3 protein-coding genes are annotated in these 19,864 nt (G+C 74.9%); all 3 read left to right on the top strand.

The genetic code is table 11. The features are described from left to right. The first annotated feature begins 438 nt into the window (after nucleotides 1-438). Entirely contained in the window at nucleotides 439-1,464 is a 1,026-nt protein-coding gene (locus O7626_RS16310) for an iron-siderophore ABC transporter substrate-binding protein (protein WP_278062016.1), read from the top strand. 115 nt (nucleotides 1,465-1,579) lie between these two features. Then, nucleotides 1,580-19,582, top strand: a complete 18,003-nt coding sequence (locus O7626_RS16305; protein WP_278062015.1) for a non-ribosomal peptide synthetase — start codon at nucleotides 1,580-1,582, stop codon at nucleotides 19,580-19,582. Then, nucleotides 19,579-19,821, top strand: coding sequence for an MbtH family protein (locus O7626_RS16300; protein ID WP_278062014.1), 243 nt, complete (start codon nucleotides 19,579-19,581; stop codon nucleotides 19,819-19,821). The genes O7626_RS16305 and O7626_RS16300 overlap by 4 nt, the downstream gene beginning before the upstream one ends. Nucleotides 19,822-19,864 lie beyond the last annotated feature (43 nt).

Genomic DNA, 19,864 nt, shown 5'->3' with positions numbered 1-19,864 from the left:
GCCGTCGCCTCGTCCGTTGTCGCCTCGTCCACCGTGATGTCCGTCCGCCGTCTTTGCTGGCATGTCGTCACTGATATGCAGGGTATTCGCTTCTTAGGGTAGGTATACCTTAGTTTACGGCGTCGATGCACGGCAGGCCCCTGCCGGGCTTGCGGAGGTTCCGTTCGGGGGCTGACGGGAGGCCCGTTCCGGCGAGGCGGTTGAAGTTAGGTAAGGGTTACCTTACTATCACCGTCATCGGAACCGGCTGCCGGTTGCCGTACCCGACGTCCGGGCGCCGTGGCCCGACGTCGCGCGACCGCGGTCCGCACCGTCGCGGTCCGCACCGTCGCGTCGCGACCCGTCGCCGCGACGGGCGCACCGAACCGATCCGCCCACCGATCCGCCCGACCGCCGGTACCGCGCGACGGGACGCCGCGAGAACCCGAAGAGGAGCCGATGTCCACCACACCTGCCCGCACCACGCGTTTCCGGCCGCTCGGCCGACTGGCGGCGGCGCTGGCCGTCCTCGTACTCGGCCTGGCCGGCTGCGGCCGTGGTTACGACGATGCGGAGCCGACGACGTCGGCGAGCGCCGGCGGCACGTTCCCGGTCACGGTCGAGCACAAGTACGGCAGCACCGAGATCACCAAGGCGCCGACCCGGGTGGTGACGCTCGGCCTCAGCGACCAGGACCCGGTGCTCGCCCTCGGTGTCGTACCGGTCGGCGCGATCGACTGGTTCCTGGAGCGGCCGTACGGCAAGTGGCCCTGGGCGCAGCCGCTGTGGGGCAGCACCCCGCCGGAGATCGTCGGCGAGCGGGACGACTACAACCTGGAGAAGGTCGCCGCGCTGCGGCCGGACCTGATCATCGGGCTCTACTCCGGGATGACCCAGGAGCAGTACCAGAAGCTCTCCCAACTCGCCCCGACCGTCGCCCAGCCGAAGGGCTTCGCCGACTACGCCGCGCCCTGGCAGGAGATGACCCGGCAGGCCGGCCGTGCGCTGGGCAGGGCCGAGCAGGCGGAGAAGCTGATCGCCGACGTCGACGCCCGGTTCGCCAGGGCCCGGCAGGAACACCCCGGCTTCGCCGGAAAGAGCGTGGCGGTGGTCGACCCGTACGAGGCCGGCAAGTACGCGGTCTTCGCGCCGAGCGACCCGAAGGTGGTCTTCATGACCCAGCTCGGCTTCACCGTGCCGGAGACCATCGTGCAGGCGGCCGGCAAGGAGTACGCCGCCGAGATCGGTTCCGAGCGACTGGACCTGGTCGACGTCGACAAGCTGCTCTTCCTCACCTCGGACGCCAGCGCCGAGCCCCGGGTGAAGTCGGACAAGGTCTACGCCACTCTGGAGGTGGCCAAGCAGAACCGGGCGGTCTTCCTGCCCTACGAGGAGCCGCCGCTCGGTGCCGCGCTCTCGTTCAGCACCGTGCTCAGCGTCCCGTACGCCCTGGACCAGATCCTGCCGCTGCTCGGCGACGGCTGACCGCTCCCGCCGACCGGTTTCCCGGGCATCCGTCCGCCCGGTCCACCCCGCCCCGCCCTGTCCACCCCGCCCGCCCGCACCGTTCCGACCCGCTCGCGAGAGGCGGTACCTCGTCGTGCCCAGAAGTGACCTGAACCGCGCCGACGCGGCACCACGTGCGGATGGAGACGCGACCGCCGACGCGACCGCCGACCCGACGACCGTCGGGTCGACAGCGGCCGGACCGGCCGGGGCGGAGCGGCACCGGATCCTCGTGGAGTGGAACGAGACGGCCCGGCCGGCGCCCCCGGCCACCTGGCCGGAACTCTTCGCCGAGCAGGTACGCCGGGCACCCGACGCGACCGCGGTGGTCTGCGAGGACGTCGAGCTGACCTACGCCCAGCTCGACGTCCGGGCGAACCGGCTGGCGCACGCGCTGCTCGCCCGGGGGGTCGGGCCGGAACGGGTGGTGGCGCTCTGCCTGCCCCGCTCGGTGGACATGATCGTGGCCGAGGTGGCGGTGCTCAAGGCCGGCGGCGCCTACCTGCCGGTGGACCAGGACTACCCGGCCGAGCGGATCGGCTTCATGCTGGCCGACGCCCGGCCGGTCTGCCTGGTCAGCACGGCGCAACTGGCCGGCGAACTGCCGGCGACCCCGGACCTGCCCAGGCTGCTGCTCGACGAACTACTCACGGGCAACGGGACCGGTCCCGAATCGCTAACCGGCGACGGGGCCGGGCCGGCACTGCCGGAGAGCGACCCCACCGACGCCGACCGGGGTGGACCACTGACCCCGGCCGGCGCGGCCTACGTCATCTACACCTCGGGTTCGACCGGCCGGCCCAAGGGCGTCGTCGTCTCGCACGCCGGGGTGGCCAAGCTGGTCGCCACCCAGCGTGCCCGGCTCGGCGTCGGGCCGCACAGCCGGGTCCTCCAGTTCGCCTCGCCCAGCTTCGACGTGGCGTTCTGGGACCTCTGCCTCGGGCTGCTCTCCGGCGGCCGGCTGGTGGTGGTACCGGCCGAGCGCCGGGTGCCCGGACCGGCGCTGACCGAGTACGCGCACCGGCACGGCGTGACGTTCATGATCCTGCCGCCGGCCCTGCTCGCCGCGATGCCCCGGGAGCTGACCCTGCCGGCCGGGGCGACCCTGCTGGCCGGTACCGAACGGGTCTCCCCGGAACTGGTCGCCCGCTGGGCGCAGGGTCGGCCGATGTTCAACGCGTACGGGCCGACCGAGGCGACGGTCAACTCGACGCTGGGGGAGTGCGACCCGGACACCCCGCCCGGCGGGGTGGTGCCGATCGGCCGCCCCGACCCCGGCACCCGCTGCTATGTGCTGGACGCGGCTCTCCAGCCGGTGCCGGTCGGCGTCGCCGGCGAGCTGTACCTCGGCGGGACCGGGCTGGCCCGGGGATACCTCGGGCAGCCGGGGCTGACCGCCCAGCGCTTCGTCGCCGACCCGTACGGCCTGGCCGGCGGCCGGCTCTACCGCACCGGTGACCTGGTCCGCTGGCTGCCGGACGGGCGGCTGGAGTTCCTCGGCCGCGCCGACGACCAGCTGAAGATCCGGGGGTACCGGATCGAGCCGGGCGAGATCGAGTCGGTACTCGCCCAGCATCCGGCGGTCGGCCAGGTCGCCGTACTGGCCCGGCCGGGGCGGGACGGCCAGCAGCGGCTCGCCGCCTACGTCGTACCCGCGCTGGACCGGCCGAGGGACGTCGAGGTCGAGTCGGCTCGGGTGGACGACTGGCAGCGGCTGCACGAGCTGCTCTACACCGCCGGGCGTACCGAGCGGTTCGGGGATAACTTCACCGGCTGGAACAGCAGCTACGACGGGCTGCCGATCCCGCTTTCCGAGATGCGGGAGTGGCGGGACAGGACTGTCGAGCGGATCCTCGCGCTGCGTCCCCGCCGGGTGCTGGAGCTCGGTGTCGGCAGCGGCCTGCTGCTGGCGAAGGTGGCGCCGCAGGTGGAGTCGTACTGGGGTACCGACCTCTCCCCGGCGGCGATCGAGGCGCTGCGCGATCAGGTGGCGGCGGTGCCGGAGCTGGCCGGTCGGGTCGAGCTGCGTGCCCAGCCGGCAGACGTGGTCGACGGGCTGCCGGCGGGCTTCTTCGACACCGTCGTGCTGAACTCGGTCGTCCAGTACTTCCCGAGCGTCGACTACCTGGCCGACGTGCTGCGCCGGACAGTCGGGCTGCTGGCGCCGGGCGGCACGGTCTTCGTCGGCGACGTGCGCAACCTGCTGCTGCACCGCACGCTGCGTGGTGCGGTCGAGGCGGGCCGTCGCCGGCCGGGTGCCGACGGCCGGCTGTCCGCGCTGGCCGCCGTCGAGCAGAGCCTGCACTGGGAGGGCGAGCTGCTGCTCGATCCCGACCTCTTCCCGGCGCTGGCCGGCGAGTTGCCGGCGATCGCCGGGGTCGACCTGGCGGTGAAGCGCGGCCGGGCGCACAACGAACTCACCCGCTACCGGTACGACGTGGTGCTGCGCACCGCCACCGACGGCGTGGGACCGTCCACAGTGCAGGCGGCTGTCGAACTGTCCTGGGACGGCGACCTCGCCGGGCTGGCCGACCGACTCGACGCGCGACGGCCGGCCGCGCTCCGGGTGACCGGGGTACCGAACGTCCGGCTCGACGCCGACCTCGCCGCCTGCCGGCAACTCACTGACGGCCCGTCCTCGCCCGACGACCCGTCCTCGCCCGACGACCCGTCGTCGCCGAACGCCCCGTCGTCGCCCGACGACCAGTTCCGGCCCGACGACCCGTCCCCGCCCGGGGCGGCGGTGGAGGTGCCGGGCGTCGACCCCGAGGTCGTGTACGAGCTGGCCGCCCGGCAGGGCTACCGGGTCGAGGTGACCTGGTCCGCCGGTGCCGACGACGGCCGCCTCGACCTGCTCTTCACCCGCCCGGACGCGGCACCCGCCGGCCCGGCGTACCGGACGGACGCTGCCGACCCGGCCGACCTGGCCCGGTACGCCAACCGGCCGGCCCCGTTCCGGGACGTCACCGCGCTGCTGTCCGAGCTGCGCTCCTACGCCCGCAGTTGGTTGCCCGACCACATGGTGCCGGCCGCCTTCGTGCCGCTGCCCGAACTGCCGGTGCTGCCCAGCGGCAAGCTGGACCGGGCGGCGCTGCCGGCGCCGGACTTCGCGGCGCGCAGCACCGGCGCCCGGCCCCGGGACGCCCGCGAGGAGGTGCTCTGCGCCCTCTACGCCGAGGTGCTGGGGCTGCCCGAGGTGGGGGTGGAGGACGACTTCTTCGCCCTCGGCGGGGACAGCATCGTCTCGATCCAGCTCGTCATCCGGGCCCGGCAGGCGGGTCTGGTGGTCACTCCGCGCCAGGTCTTCCAGCGGCGTACCGTCGCCGAGCTGGCGCCGGTCGCGGAGTCGCTGTCCCGCGAGATCGTCGACGATCCCACCGCCGGGGTCGGCGAGTTCCCGCTCACCCCGATCATGCGCTGGCTGGACGGCTGCGGCGGGCCGATCGACGCGTTCGCGCAGTGGCTGGCGGTCCGGGTGCCGGCCGAGGTGACCGCCGAGCGGCTGGCCGCCGCGTTCCAGGCGGTGCTGGACCGGCACGACGTACTCCGGTCCCGGCTGGTCCGGGCCACCCCGCAGGCCCCGGGTCGGCTGGTGGTGCCGGCACCCGGCACGGTGCGGGCGGCGGACCGGCTGCACCGGGTCGACGCCGCCGGGCTTGCCGACGAGGCGCTGCGGGACCGGATCGGCACCGCCGCCGAGGAAGCCGGCGCGCGGCTGGATCCGCAGGCCGGCGTGATGGTGCAGGCGGTCTGGCTGGACGCCGGCCCGGACCGGCCCGGCCGGCTTCTCGTGCTGGTGCACCATGCGGTGGTCGACGGCGTCTCCTGGCGGATCCTGCTGCCCGACCTGGCCTCGGCCTGGTCCGACGTGCTGGCCGGCCGGACACGCCGGCTGGAACCGGTCGGCACCCCGCTGCGCCGCTGGGCCGAACTGGTGCACGCCGACGCCGAGTCGGCGGAGCGGACCGCCGAGCTTCCACTCTGGACGGAGCTGCTGCGCGGCGACGACCCGCCGCTGGCCGACCGCCCGCTGGACCCGGTCGGCGACCTGGCCAGCGTCCGCCGGCTCACCCTGCGGCTGCCCGCCGAGCAGACCGCGCCGCTGCTCACCAGCATCCCGGCGGCGTTCTCCGCCGGGGTCAACGACGTGCTGCTCACCGCGCTCGCGCTGGCGCTGGCCGACTGGCGCCGCCGCCGGGGGACCGGCACCCCCGGACCCGCGCTGGTGGCGCTGGAGGGGCACGGCCGGGAGGAGCAGGTCGGCGACGACGTCGACCTGTCCCGCACCCTCGGCTGGTTCACCAGCATCTTCCCGGTCCGGCTCGACCCCGGACCGATCGACCTGGACGAGGCGCTGGCCGGCGGCGACGACGCGGGCCGGGCACTGAAGCAGATCAAGGAGGGGCTGCGCGCCATCCCCGACCACGGACTCGGGTACGGGCTGCTGCGCCACCTCAACCCGGAAACCGCCGCCGTACTGGCCGGGCTGCCGCAGCCGCAGATCAGCTTCAACTACCTCGGCCGGTTCGGGGTGGACTCGTCACCGGACGGCTGCTGGACCGCGCTGCCCGGTCTCGGCCTGCTGGCCGGCGGCTTCGACGCGGCCATGCCGGTGGCCCCGTACACGCTGGAGGTGAACGCCTTCACCGAGGACCGGCCGGAGGGACCCGGGCTCGGCGTGACCTGGGCCTGGCCAGCGGCGCTGCTCTCCGAGGCGGACGTGGCGGAGCTGGCGCAGGGCTGGTTCGCCGCGTTGGAGGCACTGGTCCGGCACGCCGCCGGGCCGGGAGCCGGCGGGCCGAGCCCGTCGGACTTCCCGCTGCTGACGCTGCGGCAGTCCGACGTGGATGCTCTGGCCGGCACCGTGCCGGCGATCGGCGACGTGCTGCCGCTGACCCCGTTGCAGGAGGGGTTCTACTTCCACGCCGTCGCCGCCCGGGCGGAGCGGGACCCGTACCGGGTGCAGCAGGTGGTCGAGCTGCGCGGGCCGGTGGACTCCGCCGCACTGCGCCGGGCCGGGCAGGACGTGCTGGACCGGCACGCCCCGCTGCGGGCCGCGTTCCCGCAGCTCGCCGACGGGCGGCCGGTGCAGCTCGTCGCGGACGGGATCGCGCTGCCGTGGCGCGAGGTCGACCTGACCGGGTACCCCGAACCGGAGCGGGCGGCCGAGTTCGAGGCGCTGGCCGAGGCGGAACGGGCCGCCCCGCTCGACCTGACCCGGCCGCCGCTGCTGCGCTGCGTACTGGTCCGCTGGGCGGAGCGGCGGCACAGTTTGCTGCTCACCCACCACCACATCGTCACCGACGGCTGGTCTGCCGGGGTCACCCTGCGGGACCTGCTCGCCAGGTACGCCCCGGACGGCGAGCCGAACCGGTTGGCGCCGGTCACCCCGTACCGGCGCCATCTGGAGTGGCTGGCCGGGCGGGACCGGTCGGCGGCCGAAGGCGCCTGGCGGAACGCGCTGGCCGGGCTCGACGGCCCGACCCGGATCGCCACCGAGGCGGCGGAGGGCTTCGACGGGATGTTCCATCCGGAACGGGCCACGGTGGAACTGCCCGCCGAGGTGGCCGCCGGGCTGGTCGGTCGGGTCCGGGCGGCCGGGCTGACCGTCGGCAGCCTGCTGCACGCCGCCTGGGCGGTGGTGCTGGGCCGTCGACTCGGCCGCCGGGACGTGGTCTTCGGCAGTACCGTCTCCGGCCGGCCGGCCGAACTCGACGGCGTCGAGGCGATGGTCGGGCTCTTCATCAACACCGTGCCGGTCCGGCTGCGCTGGAATCCGGCCGAGCCGCTCGCCGAGCTGGCGGGCCGGCTCCAGCGGGAGCAGGCCGACCTGCTCGACGCGCAGCACCTCGGGCTGCCGGCGATCCAGCGACTGGCCGGCGGCGAGCGGCTGGCCGGCGGCGGAGAGCGGCCCGGTGGGCCCGGACGGCCCGATGACGGTGCCGGGCGGCTCGGTGGTGGCGGCGAGCTGTTCGACAGCCTGGTGGTGCTGGAGAACTACCCGGTCGACGCCGGTTCGGGCGGTCCGGGCGGGCTGGAGCTGGCCGGTGTCGAGTTCCGCGAGGCGACGCACTATCCGGTCACCCTGCTGGTCTCGCCGGCCGGTGGGACGGTGAGGCTGACCCTGGAGTACGACCCGGACCGGGTCGATCCCGCGACCGTGCGACTGCTGCGTACCGGGCTGGCCGAGGTGCTCGGCACCTTCGTCGCCGCCCCGGGCCGGCCGGTCGGGCGGATCGACCTGCTGCCGGCACTCGAACGCGGCACCGCGCTGACCCGGCTCACCGGTCCGGACGCGCCGGTGCCGCCGCAGACCCTGCACGGAATGGTCGCCGCGCAGGCGGCCCGGACACCGGAGGCCGTGGCGCTGCTCGACGGCGAGCGGCGGATCGGCTACGCCGAGCTGGACCGGCGGGCCGCCGGACTGGCCCGGCGACTGGCCGCCCGCGGGATCCGACCCGGTGACGTCGTCGCCGTGGCGGTGCCCCGGTCGGCCGAGCTGGTGGTGGCGCTGCTCGGCGTACTCAAGGCCGGCGCCGCCTGTCTGCCGCTGGACGTCGGGCATCCCCGGGAGCGGCTCTCCGCCGTACTCGCCGACTCCGGCGCCCGCGCCGTCGTCACCACTGTGGACGTACTGGCCCGGCTGCCCCGGCCGGCCGGGGTGGCGCAACTGCTGGTCTCGGCTCCGGCCTCGCCCGCAGCCGTCGCCGGGCCCGTCGAGCCCGCCGGGCAGGGGCACCGACCGGAGTCGACGGACGCGGTCGACCAGGACGCCGGCACCGGGCCGGACGGGCCGGCCTACCTGATCTACACCTCGGGCTCCACCGGCCAGCCCAAGGGGGTACTTGTCGGCCACCGCGCGATCGTCAGCCAGCTCGCCTGGTCGCAGCGGCGGTTCGGACTCGGCACCGAGGACCGGATGCTGCAACTCGCCCCGGCCAGCTTCGACACCTCGGTCTGGGAGATCTTCTGGCCGCTCACGGCCGGTGCCGCCGTGGTGCTGCCCGGCGAGGACACCGCCGGCGACCCGACCCGGCTCGCCGGGCTGGTCCGCCGGCACCGGGTCACCGCGGTCACCTTCGTACCCTCGCTGGTCGAGGCGTTCCTGCTGGCCGACGAGCTGACCGCCGACCCCGGCTGGGCGGCCAGCCTGCGCTGGGTCTCCTGCGGCGGCGAGGCACTGTCGCCGGAACTGGCCCGGCGCTGGCAGGCGGCCACCGGCACCGCGCTGGACAACTTCTACGGCCCGACCGAGACGGCGGTGCAGGTCACCTGGTGGGCCAACGACGGCGCTGCGGAGCGGACCGTGCCGATCGGCCGCCCGGTCGCCAACACCCGGCTGTACGTACTCGACGACTGCCTGCGGCCGGTCCCGCCCGGCGTACCCGGCGAACTGTACGTCGCCGGCACCCAACTCGGGTACGGCTACCACGCCCGGTTCGGGCTGACCGCGCAGCGTTTCGTCGCCGACCCGTACGGGCCGGCGGGGCAGCGCATGTACCGCACCGGCGACCTGGTCCGGTGGCGTACCGACGGGGTACTCGAATATGTCGGCCGGGGCGACGACCAGGTCAAGATCCGGGGGCACCGGATCGACCTCGGCGAGGTGGAGGCGGTGCTCCGGACGGCGCCGGGGGTGGCCCGGGCGGTCGCCGCCGCCCGCGCCGACGGCCGGGGGCGGACCGGGCTGGTCGGCTACCTGGTGCCGGTCGCCGGGGTCCGGCTCGATGTCGAGGCGGTCCGCGCGGCGGCCCGGGCGGGGCTGCCCGAGTCGATGGTGCCGGGCCGGTTCGTACTGCTGGACGCGCTGCCGCTGACCCCGAGCGGCAAGCTCGATCGGGCCGCCCTGCCGGCGCCACCGGTCACCGGCAGCACCGCCGCCAGGTCCGCACCATCTCCGTCCGGCGCGGAAGGTGCGGCCGATCGGACCAGTCCGTCCGAAGTGGATCTGGCTAGGCGGGACGACCGGGGTGGGGCGGCCGAGCGGTTGCTCCGGGGAGTTTTCGCCGAGGTGCTCGGCCTGCCCGAGGTCGGTGCCGACGGGGACTTCTTCGCCCTCGGCGGCGACAGCATCCTCTCCATCGCGGTCTCCAGCCGGGCCCGCCGGCACGGGCTGGCGCTCACCCCGCGTGACGTGTTCCGGCACCGCACCCCACGGGCGCTGGCCACGGCCGGCGGCGGTGACGCCGCCCTTTCCGACAACGATCCGCCGGCCACCCCCGCCCCGGCCGGGAGCGCGGCGCTCGCCGAACCGGTCGTCGGCCCGGGGGCCGAATCGCTCGTCGGCCCGGTCGATGGTTCGGTCGTCGGTCCGGACGGCGCCCCGGTCGTCAGTTCGGTCGTCGGTCCGGACGGCGCCCCGGTCGTCGGTGCGGTAGTCGAGCCGGTCGGCGATCCAGACGAGTTCGGTGAGGTGCCGCTGCTGCCGATCGTGCACTGGCTGCGCGAGACCGGGCTGCCGATCGACCGGTTCACCCTGAGCACCCTGCTGGTCGTACCCGCCGAACTCGACCTCGGGTCGCTGACCGCCGTCCTTGCGGCGGTGCTGGACCGGCACGCCGGGCTGCGGTTGCGGCTGCGCCGGATCGCGTCCGTGCTCTGGACGCTCGCGACGACTCCGGCCGGCACCGTCCAGGCGGCCGACCTCGTCCACCGGGTCGACGTGGCCGGACTGGACGACACCGGACTGCGCGCCGTGCTGGCCGCCGAGTCGGCCGCCGCCACCGGGCGGCTCAGCCCGGACGAGGGGCGGATGCTCCAGGCGGTCTGGTTCGATGCGGGCGACCAGCCCGGCCGGCTCCTGCTGGCCGCGCACCACCTGGCGGTCGACGGCGTCTCCTGGCGGATCCTGCTGGCCGACCTCGCCGCCGCCTGGTCGGCGGTACGGGCCGGGCAGCCACCCCGGCTCGCCCCGGTCGGCACCTCGCTGCGCCGCTACGCCCGAGCGCTCGGCGAGCACGCCCAGCGCCCCGAACGGCTGGCCGAACTGGCGCACTGGGCCGGGACACTCGCCCCGGGCGCCGAGCTGCTGCCGGCACAGTTCCGACCGGCGGCGGCCACGACGGCGGCCGGGCAGCCCGGCGTCACCGGCTCGCCCCGGCAGCACGTCGTACGCCTCGACCCGGCACGGACGCTGCCGCTGCTCACCGCCGTACGGTCGGCGGCCGGTGCCGAGGTCACCGCGGTACTGCTCACGGCACTGCGGCTCGCGGTGACCCGCTGGCAGGACCGGCACGGCCGCGACGGTGCCGCCCAACTGCTTGTCGACCTCGAACGGCACGGCCGGGAGGAACTCGAACCCGACCTCGACCTGTCCCGCACGGTCGGCTGGTTCACAAGCGTCCAGCCGGTACGCCTGCCGGCCGGCACCGACCCGCTCGCGTTGCTGCGTACCGTCGACGAGCGGCTGCGGGCGGTCCCGGACGGCGGCCTCGGGCACGGGCTGCTGCGGTACCTGAACGCACAGACCGTGCCGATCCTGGCCGGACTCTCCCGGGCCCAGGTGCTGTTCCACTACTACGGCCGGTTCCCCGGCGGCACCGGGCAGGACTGGACACCGGCCGCCGAGTCGGACGCGATCGCCGTGCCCAACGGCGGGCTGGGCCTGGCCCACCTGCTCCAGGTCGACGCGGTCGCCACCGAGACCCCGGCCGGTCCGGCGCTCACCGCGACCTTCAGCTGGCCGGACGGCGTCCTCGGCGAGCCCGAGGTGGCCGGGCTGGCCGCCGAGTGGCTCGACGCGCTGCACCAGCTCACCGCCGCCACCACCGCCGCCGCCACCACCGCCGCCACCGCCACCAGCACGGTCGTGCGTGACGGGGATGGTCCGGTGGTTGCCGGCGGGCTGTCGCTCGGTGCGGACGAGATCGAGCGGGTCGAGCGGACCAGCCCGGTGCCGGTGGCCGAGATCTGGCCGCTCTCGCCGTTGCAGGAAGGGCTCTATTTCCACGCCAGCTACGACACCTCGGCGCTGGACGTATACACCGCACAGGACGCCTTCGACCTCGGGTACCGGCTGGACCTCCGGCGGCTGCGCCGGGCCGGCGCAGCGCTGCTGGCCCGCAACCCCGGGATGCGGGCCGGGTTCGCCAGTGTCGGGCTGCCCCAGCCGGTGCAGTTCGTCGGGGTCGCCCCCGAGCTGCCGGTGACCGAGGTGGACCTGACCGGACTCGACCCGCAGGCGCGGGATGCCCGGGTGGCCGAGCTGGTGGCCGAGGACCGGCGTACCCGATTCGATCTGACCCGGCCGCCGCTCTGCCGGCTGCTGCTGCTCCGGCTCGGCGACGACCGGGACCGGCTGGTCGTCAGTCACCACCTGGTGCTCTGGGACGGCTGGTCGGAGGAACTCTTCGTCGAGCAGCTCTTCACGCTCTACGAGCGCGACGGCGACGACCGGGGCCTGCCGCCGGCCGGCTCCTACTCCGACCACCTGGAGTGGCTGGCCGGGCAGGACGCCGAGCGGGCCGGTGCGGCCTGGCGGGACGCCCTCGCCGGGCTGGCCGAGCCGACCCTGGTCGCCCCGGAGGCGACCCTGACCCCGGTGGTCCCGGACCGGGTACGCGCCGAACTGCCGGCCGCGCTCGGCGACCGGCTGCGCGCACTGGCCCGCCGGCACGGGCTGACCCTGAACACCGTGCTCACCGCCGCCTGGGGGCTGGTCCTCGGCGGTCACCTCGGCCGCACCGACGTGGTCTTCGGGATGACCGTCGCCGGCCGGCACGCCGACGTGCCGTACGTGGAGAACATCATCGGGCTCTTCCTGAACACCGTGCCGGTACGCGTCACCGCCGCACCCGCCGAACCCGTGCTCGGCCTGCTGCGCAGGCTGGGCGAGCAGCGGATCGAGCTGATGCCGCACGACCACCTCGGGCTCGGTGCGGTGCAGCGGGCGACCGGGCACGCCCGACTCTTCGACACGCTCTACGTGTTGCAGAACTTCGTCGACGAGGCGGAGTCGGCCCGGCTGCGGGACCGGCACGGGATCGCCGCCGTCGACGGGGTGGACGCCACGCACTACCCGCTGACCCTGGTGGTCACGCCGGCCCAGCGGCTCCGGGTGGCCCTGGACCACCGCCCGGACGTGGTACCCGGCACGGTGGCGCGCAGCCTGCTGGACCGGTTCGTGGCGGTGCTGGCCCGGCTGGTCGCCGAGCCCGACACCCCGGTCGGCCGGCTCGACCTGGTCACCTCGACGGAACGGGCCGAACTGGTCGGGGAGTGGGTGGCCACCCGGCACCCGATCGGCACCGAGTCGGTCGCCGACCTGCTGGCCGCGCAGGCTGCCCGGACCCCGGACGAGATCGCCCTGGTCTTCGCGGGGCACACCCTGACGTACGCGGAGTTCGACGCACGGATCAACCGGCTGGCCCGGTTGCTGGTGGCCCGGGGCGCCGGACCGGAGCAGGTGGTCGCGCTGGCCCTGCCCCGCTCCATCGAGATGGTGGTCGCGCTCTTCGCGGTGCTCCGCACCGGTGCCGCCTACCTGCCGCTGGAGCTGGACCATCCGGCCGAGCGGCTGGCCTTCGTGCTCGCCGACACCGCGCCGATGTGCCTGCTGACGGTCGCCGGGGTCCGGTCCGGGCTGCCGGCCACCGACATCCCGGCGATACTGCTCGACGACCCGGCGGTACAGGCCGAGCTGGCCGGTCTCGACGGCGCGGCGCTTACCGACGCCGAACTGCCGGCCGGATTCGCCCGGACCGATCCGGCCCGGCTGGAACACCCGGCGTACCTGATCTACACCTCCGGCTCCACGGGCCGCCCGAAGGGGGTGGTGACGCCGTACCGGGGGCTGACGAACATGCAGCTCAACCATCGGGAGGCGATCTTCGACCCGACCGTGGCGGCGGCCGGTGGCCGGCGGCTGCGGATCGCGCACACCGTCTCGTTCGCCTTCGACATGTCCTGGGAAGAGCTGCTCTGGCTGGTCGAGGGGCACGAGGTGCACGTCTGCGACGAGGAGCTGCGCCGGGACGCGCAGGCGCTGGTCGGCTACTGTGACCGGCACCGGATCGACGTCGTCAACGTCACCCCGAGCTACGCGCACCACCTGATCGAGGAGGGCCTGCTCGACCGGGACGGTGCCGGGGACGGGGGTCACCGGCATCGGCCGGTGCTGGTGCTGCTCGGGGGTGAGGCGGTCTCCGAGGCGGTCTGGAGCCGGCTGCGGGACACCGAGGGGACGATCGGTTACAACCTCTACGGGCCGACCGAGTACACGATCAACACCCTCGGCGGGGGCACACTGGACAGTGCCACCCCGACCGTGGGACGGGCGATCTGGAACACCCGGGCGTACGTGCTCGACGCGTACCTGCGGCTGGTGCCGCCCGGTGCCCCCGGTGAGCTGTACATCGGTGGGATCGGGCTGGCCCGGGGCTACCACCGGCGGCTCGGGCTGACCGCCGAGCGTTTCGTCGCCGACCCGTTCGGTGCGCCGGGGGAGCGGATGTACCGCACCGGTGACCTGGTCCGGCGCCGGCCGGACGGCAACCTGGACTTCCTCGGCCGCACCGACGACCAGGTGAAGATCCGGGGGTACCGGATCGAGCTGGGCGAGGTGGAGAGCGCACTCGCCGAGCACCCGATGGTGGCGCACGCCGCCGTGGTCGTCGACTCCTCGACCGACCCGACGGTACGCCGACTCGCCGGCTACGTCGTCCGGTCAGCACAGTGGACGGTGTCGGACGGCGGTGCCGGGGTGCCGGACGACGACGCCGTGCTCGCCGGGATCCGGGCCGACCTGAAGCGGCGGCTGCCCGACTACATGGTGCCGGCCGTGCTGGTGCCGCTGGACCGGCTGCCGCTGACCGTGAACGGCAAGCTCGACGTGGCGGCGTTGCCGGCTCCGACCGTCCGGTCCGGCGCGGCCGCCTCCCGCCCGCCGGCCACCCCCGTCGAGGAGGCGCTGCGCACCCTCTTCGCCGACCTGCTCGCTGTGCCGGAGATCGGCGTGGAGGACAACTTCTTCGACCTCGGCGGGCACTCCCTGCTGGCGATCCGCCTGGTCAGCCGGGCCAGGGTGGTACTCGGTGCCGAGCTGGCGATCCGCGACCTGTTCGAGGCGCCGACCGTCGCCGAGCTGGCCGCCCGCCTCGACGCCACCGGTTCCCTCGACGCCGCCAGCCCCGCCAGCGTCGCCGGTTCTCTCGGCGCCGCCGGTTCTTCCAGCACCACGGGCCGGTTGGACGCCGCCGGGCGCCTCGATGCGACCGCCCGGTCCGGTGCCGGCGGGACCGACGGTGCGTCCGGCGGCACCGGTCGGGCCGAGCTGGTCCGGGTCGAGCGTCCGGCCGAGCTGCCGCTCTCCTTCGCCCAGCAGCGGCTCTGGATGATCCAGCAGCTCGCACCGGAGTCGGCGGCGTACAACTTCCCGATCGCCGTACGGCTGCGCGGGAGGCTGGACGTGTCGGCGCTGCGTACCGCACTCGCCGATCTGGCCGGGCGGCACGAGACGCTGCGGACCGTGATCGGGGCGCGGGACGGCCGGCCGTACCAGCGGGTGCTGCCGGTGGACGGGGCCAGACCGGGGCTGGAGACCGTCACCGCCGCTCCGGACGAGGTGGCCGGAATCGTCCGGGACGCGGTGCGCAGGCCGTTCGACCTGACCGCCGAAGCACCGCTGCGGGCCACTCTCGTCGCCGTCGGCCCGGACGCGGGGCACACCGAGGAGCACGTCCTGGTGCTGGTACTGCACCACATCGCCACCGACGAGTGGTCGGACCGGCCGTTCCTGCGCGACCTCGGCACGGCGTACGCGGCCCGGCGGGCGGGACGGGCACCGGACTGGGCACCCCTGCCGGTGCAGTACGCCGACTACACGCTATGGCAGCGCCGGCTGCTCGGCGACCCGGCCGACCCGGGCAGCCTGGCGGCGCGGCAGCTCGACTACTGGCGTACCGCGCTGGGCGGGGCGCCCGAGGAACTGCTGTTGCCGACCGACCGGTCCCGTTCGGGGCGGCCGGACCCGGCCGGGGCGGAACTGTCGGTCGTGCTTCCCGCCGAGCTGGGCGCGGGGCTGCGCCGGCTCGCCTCGGCCACCGGTACCAGTCTCTTCATGGTGGTGCACGCGCTCGTCGCGGCGCTGCTGCACCGGCTCGGCGCCGGCACCGACATCCCGCTCGGCGCCCCGATCGCCGGGCGGGGCGACGAGGCCCTCGACGACCTGGTCGGGTTCTTCGTCAACACCCTGGTACTCCGCACCGACCTGGCCGGCGACCCGACCTTCACCGAGCTGCTCGCCCGGGTCCGGGAGACCGACCTGCACGCCTTCTCCAACCAGGAGGTGCCGTTCGAGGCGGTGGTCGAGGCGGTCAACCCGGCCCGATCGGTCTCCCGGAACCCGCTGTTCCAGGTGATGGTGGTGCACCGGAACCGGACCGCCGGCTGGAGCGGGCTGGCCGGGCTGACCGTCACCGACGAACCGGTCGACACCCCGGCCGCCAAGTTCGACCTGGTCTTCGACTTCGCCGAGGCTGACGAGCCGAATGCCACAGCCGGTGCAGCCGGTGCATCCGGCGGGGCCGGATCCGGTGGCGACGAGTTGAGCTGCCTGCTGAAGTACCGGACCGACCTGTTCGACTCCGAGACCGTGGTGCTGCTGGGGGAGCGGCTGCTCCGGCTGGCCGGGGCGGTGGTCGCCGACCCCGGGGCACCGCTCGGTCAGCTCGACGTCTTCGTCGGCGACGAGCGGGACCGGGTGCTGCACGACTTCAACGCCACCGGGCGGGCGGTGCCGGAGGAGACCCTGCCGGCGATGTTCGCCCGCCGGGTGGCGGAGACGCCGGAGGCGGTCGCCGTCGTCGACCGGGAGCGCGTCGTGTCGTACGCCCGGCTCGACGTCGAGGCGGCCCGGATCGCGGAACTGCTCGCCGGGCACGGCGTCGGGCCGGAGAGCGTGGTCGGGGTGGCGGTGCCGCGCTCGCTGGAGACCGTGGCGGTGGTCCTCGGGGTACTGCGGCTCGGTGCCGCCTTCCTGCCACTGGAGCTGAGCCATCCGGGCGACCGGTTGGCGTACATGGTGCAAGACTCCGGAGCCGGGACGGTGGTGACGACGCCGGAGGCCGCCGAGCGGCTGCCGGAGCTGCCCGGGGTGACCCGGCTGCTGGTCGAGCCGATCCGGCCGGAGTCACCACCGACCGGGCCGACCGCACCGACCGGGCCGACCGCACCGACCGGGCCGACCGAACCGGGCGGGCCGACCGAACCGGGCGGGCCCGCTGTCGGTCCCCGGTCTGCGGTGCCGGCCGGGCTCGACCATGCGGCGTACGTCATCTACACCTCCGGCAGCACCGGCCGGCCCAAGGGGGTCGTGGTGTCGCACGAGGGTATCGGCAGCCTGGTGGCGACCGCCGTGGACCGGATGGGGGTGGACGTCGACGCCCGGGTACTCCAGTTCGCCTCGACCGGCTTCGACGTCTTCGCCTTCGAGCTGTCGATGGCACTCTGCGCGGGTGGCCGGCTGGTGGTGGCCCCGGACGAGACCCGGGCACCCGGCCGGCCGCTGGTGGAGTTGCTGGAGCGGGAGCGGGTGAGCCACGCGATCCTGCCACCGTCACTGGTGTCCGCGTTGCCGCCGGACTGCCAACTGCCGGCCGGGCTGGTCGTGCTGGTCGGCACCGAGACGGTACCGCCGGACGTGATCGGACGGTGGGCGCGGCGGTTGCGGCTGCACGCCGCGTACGGGCTGACCGAGGCGACGGTCAACTCGACGCTATGGCGGGCCGAGCCGGACTGGTCCGGGCCGGTGCCGATCGGGGTGCCCGACCCGAACACCCGGGCGTACGTGCTGGACGAGCGACTCCGCCCGGTCCCGCCCGGGGTGGCCGGCGAGCTGTACGTGGGCGGGCGTGGCCTGGCCCGTGGCTACCTGGGCCGTCCGGGGCTGACCGCCGGGCGCTTCGTCGCCGACCCGTTCGGCCCGCCCGGGGCACGGATGTACCGTACCGGCGACCGGGCACGTTGGCGGTCGGACGGCATCCTGGACTTCCTCGGCCGGGTCGACGACCAGGTGAAGATCCGGGGCTTCCGGATCGAGCTGGGCGAGGTGGAGGCGGTGCTGGCCCGGCATCCGGGGGTACGCCAGGCTGCCGTGGTCGTGCACCGCACCGCCGACCTGACCCGACTGGCCGGGTACGTCGTGCCGGCCGCCGACCCGCTCGCCGGCCCGCTCGACCCCGCGGAGGTACGCGCACACGCCGCCGGACTGCTCCCCGACTACATGGTGCCGAGCGCCATCCTGGTACTGGACGGGCCGCTGCCGCTGACCCCTAACGGCAAACTGGACCGGCGTGCCCTGCCGGCGCCGGACTGGGCGGCGCTGACCGGCGACGACGCGCCGGTGACGGCGGCACAGCAGGTGCTCGCCGACCTGGTCGCCGGGGTGCTCCGGCTGCCGAGGGTCGGGATCTCGGACGACTTCTTCGCCCTCGGCGGGCACTCGATGGCGGCGATGCGGCTGCTCGGCCGGGTCCGGGCGACCCTCGGAGTCGACCTGGCGGTCCGGGACATCTTCGAGGCGCCGACGGTGGCCGGGCTGGCCGACCGGCTCGCCGGGGCGGTGGCGGAGCGCCCGCCGCTGCGCCCGGCGGAGGACACCGTCGCGCCGGTCGCGGCCCCGGTCCAGCGGATCTGGTGGGACCTGCACCGGGCCGCCGCCGGGCGGAACGCCGCCAACCGGACCGGCTGGGACCTCGCGCTCGTAATCCGCCCGGACACCGGCCCGGCCGACCGGACGGACCGGGGAAGGGTTGCGCAGACAGACGGTGGCCCGGTTGACCGGATGGACGGTGGGCCGGCCGGAACGCCGGAACTGGACGTACCGGCCCTGGCGGCGGCACTGGCCGACCTGGTGCGGCGGCACGAGCCGCTGCGTACCGCGCTGGCCGGCAATGTCGACGGCGAGCCGGTACCGGTGCCGGTCGCCGAGCGCACCCTGCTGGAGGTGCTGCCGGCGAGCCGGGTGCCGCTGGAGGACCTCGTCGCCGAGCTGGTCGGCAGCGGTGTGGACCCGACCCGGGAGCCGCCGCTGCGGGCCCGGCTGCTGACCGGTCCGGACAGCGATCGGGTGCTGCTGCTGACGATGCACTATCTCGGCGTGGACGAGTGGTCGGTGGTGCCGTTGGCCCGGGATCTCGGCATCGCGTACGCGGCCCGGGTCGCCGGTCGGACACCACAGTGGACGCCGCTGCCGGTCGGTTATCCGGACTACGCCCGCTGGGCGGGCACCCTGCTCGGCGATCCGGCCGACCCCGGCAGCCGGCACGCCCGGCAGTTGGACTGGTGGCGGGAGGCGCTGGCCGGCGTACCCGATCGGCTGGCGCTGCCGGCGGACCGGCCGGGACCGGCGGTGCTGTCCGGGCGCGGTGGCCGGGTCGAGTTCGTGCTCGACGAGGCGGCGCACCGGGCCGTCGACGAGTTGGCCCGGCAGACCGGTACCAGCATGTTCATGGTGTTCCAGGCCGCCCTCGCGGCGCTGCTGCACCGGATCGGGGCCGGACCGGACCTGCCGATCGGCACCCTGGTGGCGGGCCGGACCGAGGCGGCCCTCGGCGACCTGGTCGGCTGTTTCGTCAACCCGCTGGTGCTGCGTACCGACACCGCCGGGGACCCGACCTTCGCCGAGCTGCTCGGCCGGGTCCGGGAGGCGGACCTGTCCGCCTTCGACCGCCAGGACGTCCCGTTCGACGAGGTGCGCCGCCTCCTGCCGGCCGGCTGGACGCTGCCGCAGGTGATGCTGGTGCACCACGAGGAGGCCGGGCTGGACGGCGACGGCGCGGCGGGCCCGGACGGCGCGGCGGTGCTGCGGTTCGCGCCGGTGCCGACCGGGACGACCCGGGCGGAGCTGACCGTCAGCTTCTACGAGCCGCTCGGCGACGGCCCGGTGCACGGCGAACTGGAGTACGCGGTCGAACTCTTCGACCCGGCAACCGCGCGCCGGCTCACCGACGACCTGCTCGGACTGCTCGCCTCGGCGGTAGCCCGGCCCGACCTGCGCCTCTCGGCACTCGGACCGGACACCGCCGACCAGGCTTCTCTGTCGCCCACCAAACCCGGCGGCGCTACTGCCGTCGACCGTCCTGAAAGGATCGAGAAATGACCACCAACCCGTTCGAGGACCCGGACGGCCTGTACCTCGTGCTCGTCAACGACGAGGGGCAGCACTCGCTCTGGCCGTCCTTCGTGGACGTGCCGGCCGGCTGGACGGTGGCGTTCGGCGCGGACGGACCGCAGTCCCGGGACGCCTGCCTGGCGTACGTGGAGGAGAACTGGACCGACCTGCGACCCCGCAGCCTCCGGGAGCGGATGGCGTCCAGCACCGCCGAGCCGGGGCGTTGACCGGTCGGGTATGCCAGGGACGGCGTCGGTCCGCCAGCCCGGA

Source organism: Micromonospora sp. WMMD1102 (genome assembly GCF_029626265.1).
GTDB lineage: Bacteria > Actinomycetota > Actinomycetes > Mycobacteriales > Micromonosporaceae > Plantactinospora.
Note: the sequence above shows the minus strand (reverse complement) of the source record. Positions and strands in the feature narration are given on the sequence as shown.

What these genes read in the sequence shown, in the direction of transcription:
- O7626_RS16300 (WP_278062014.1), top strand. Translation starts at nt 19,579, where the DNA reads ATGACCACCAACCCGTTCGAGGACCCGGACGGCCTGTACCTCGTGCTC.
- O7626_RS16310 (WP_278062016.1), top strand. Translation starts at nt 439, where the DNA reads ATGTCCACCACACCTGCCCGCACCACGCGTTTCCGGCCGCTCGGCCGA.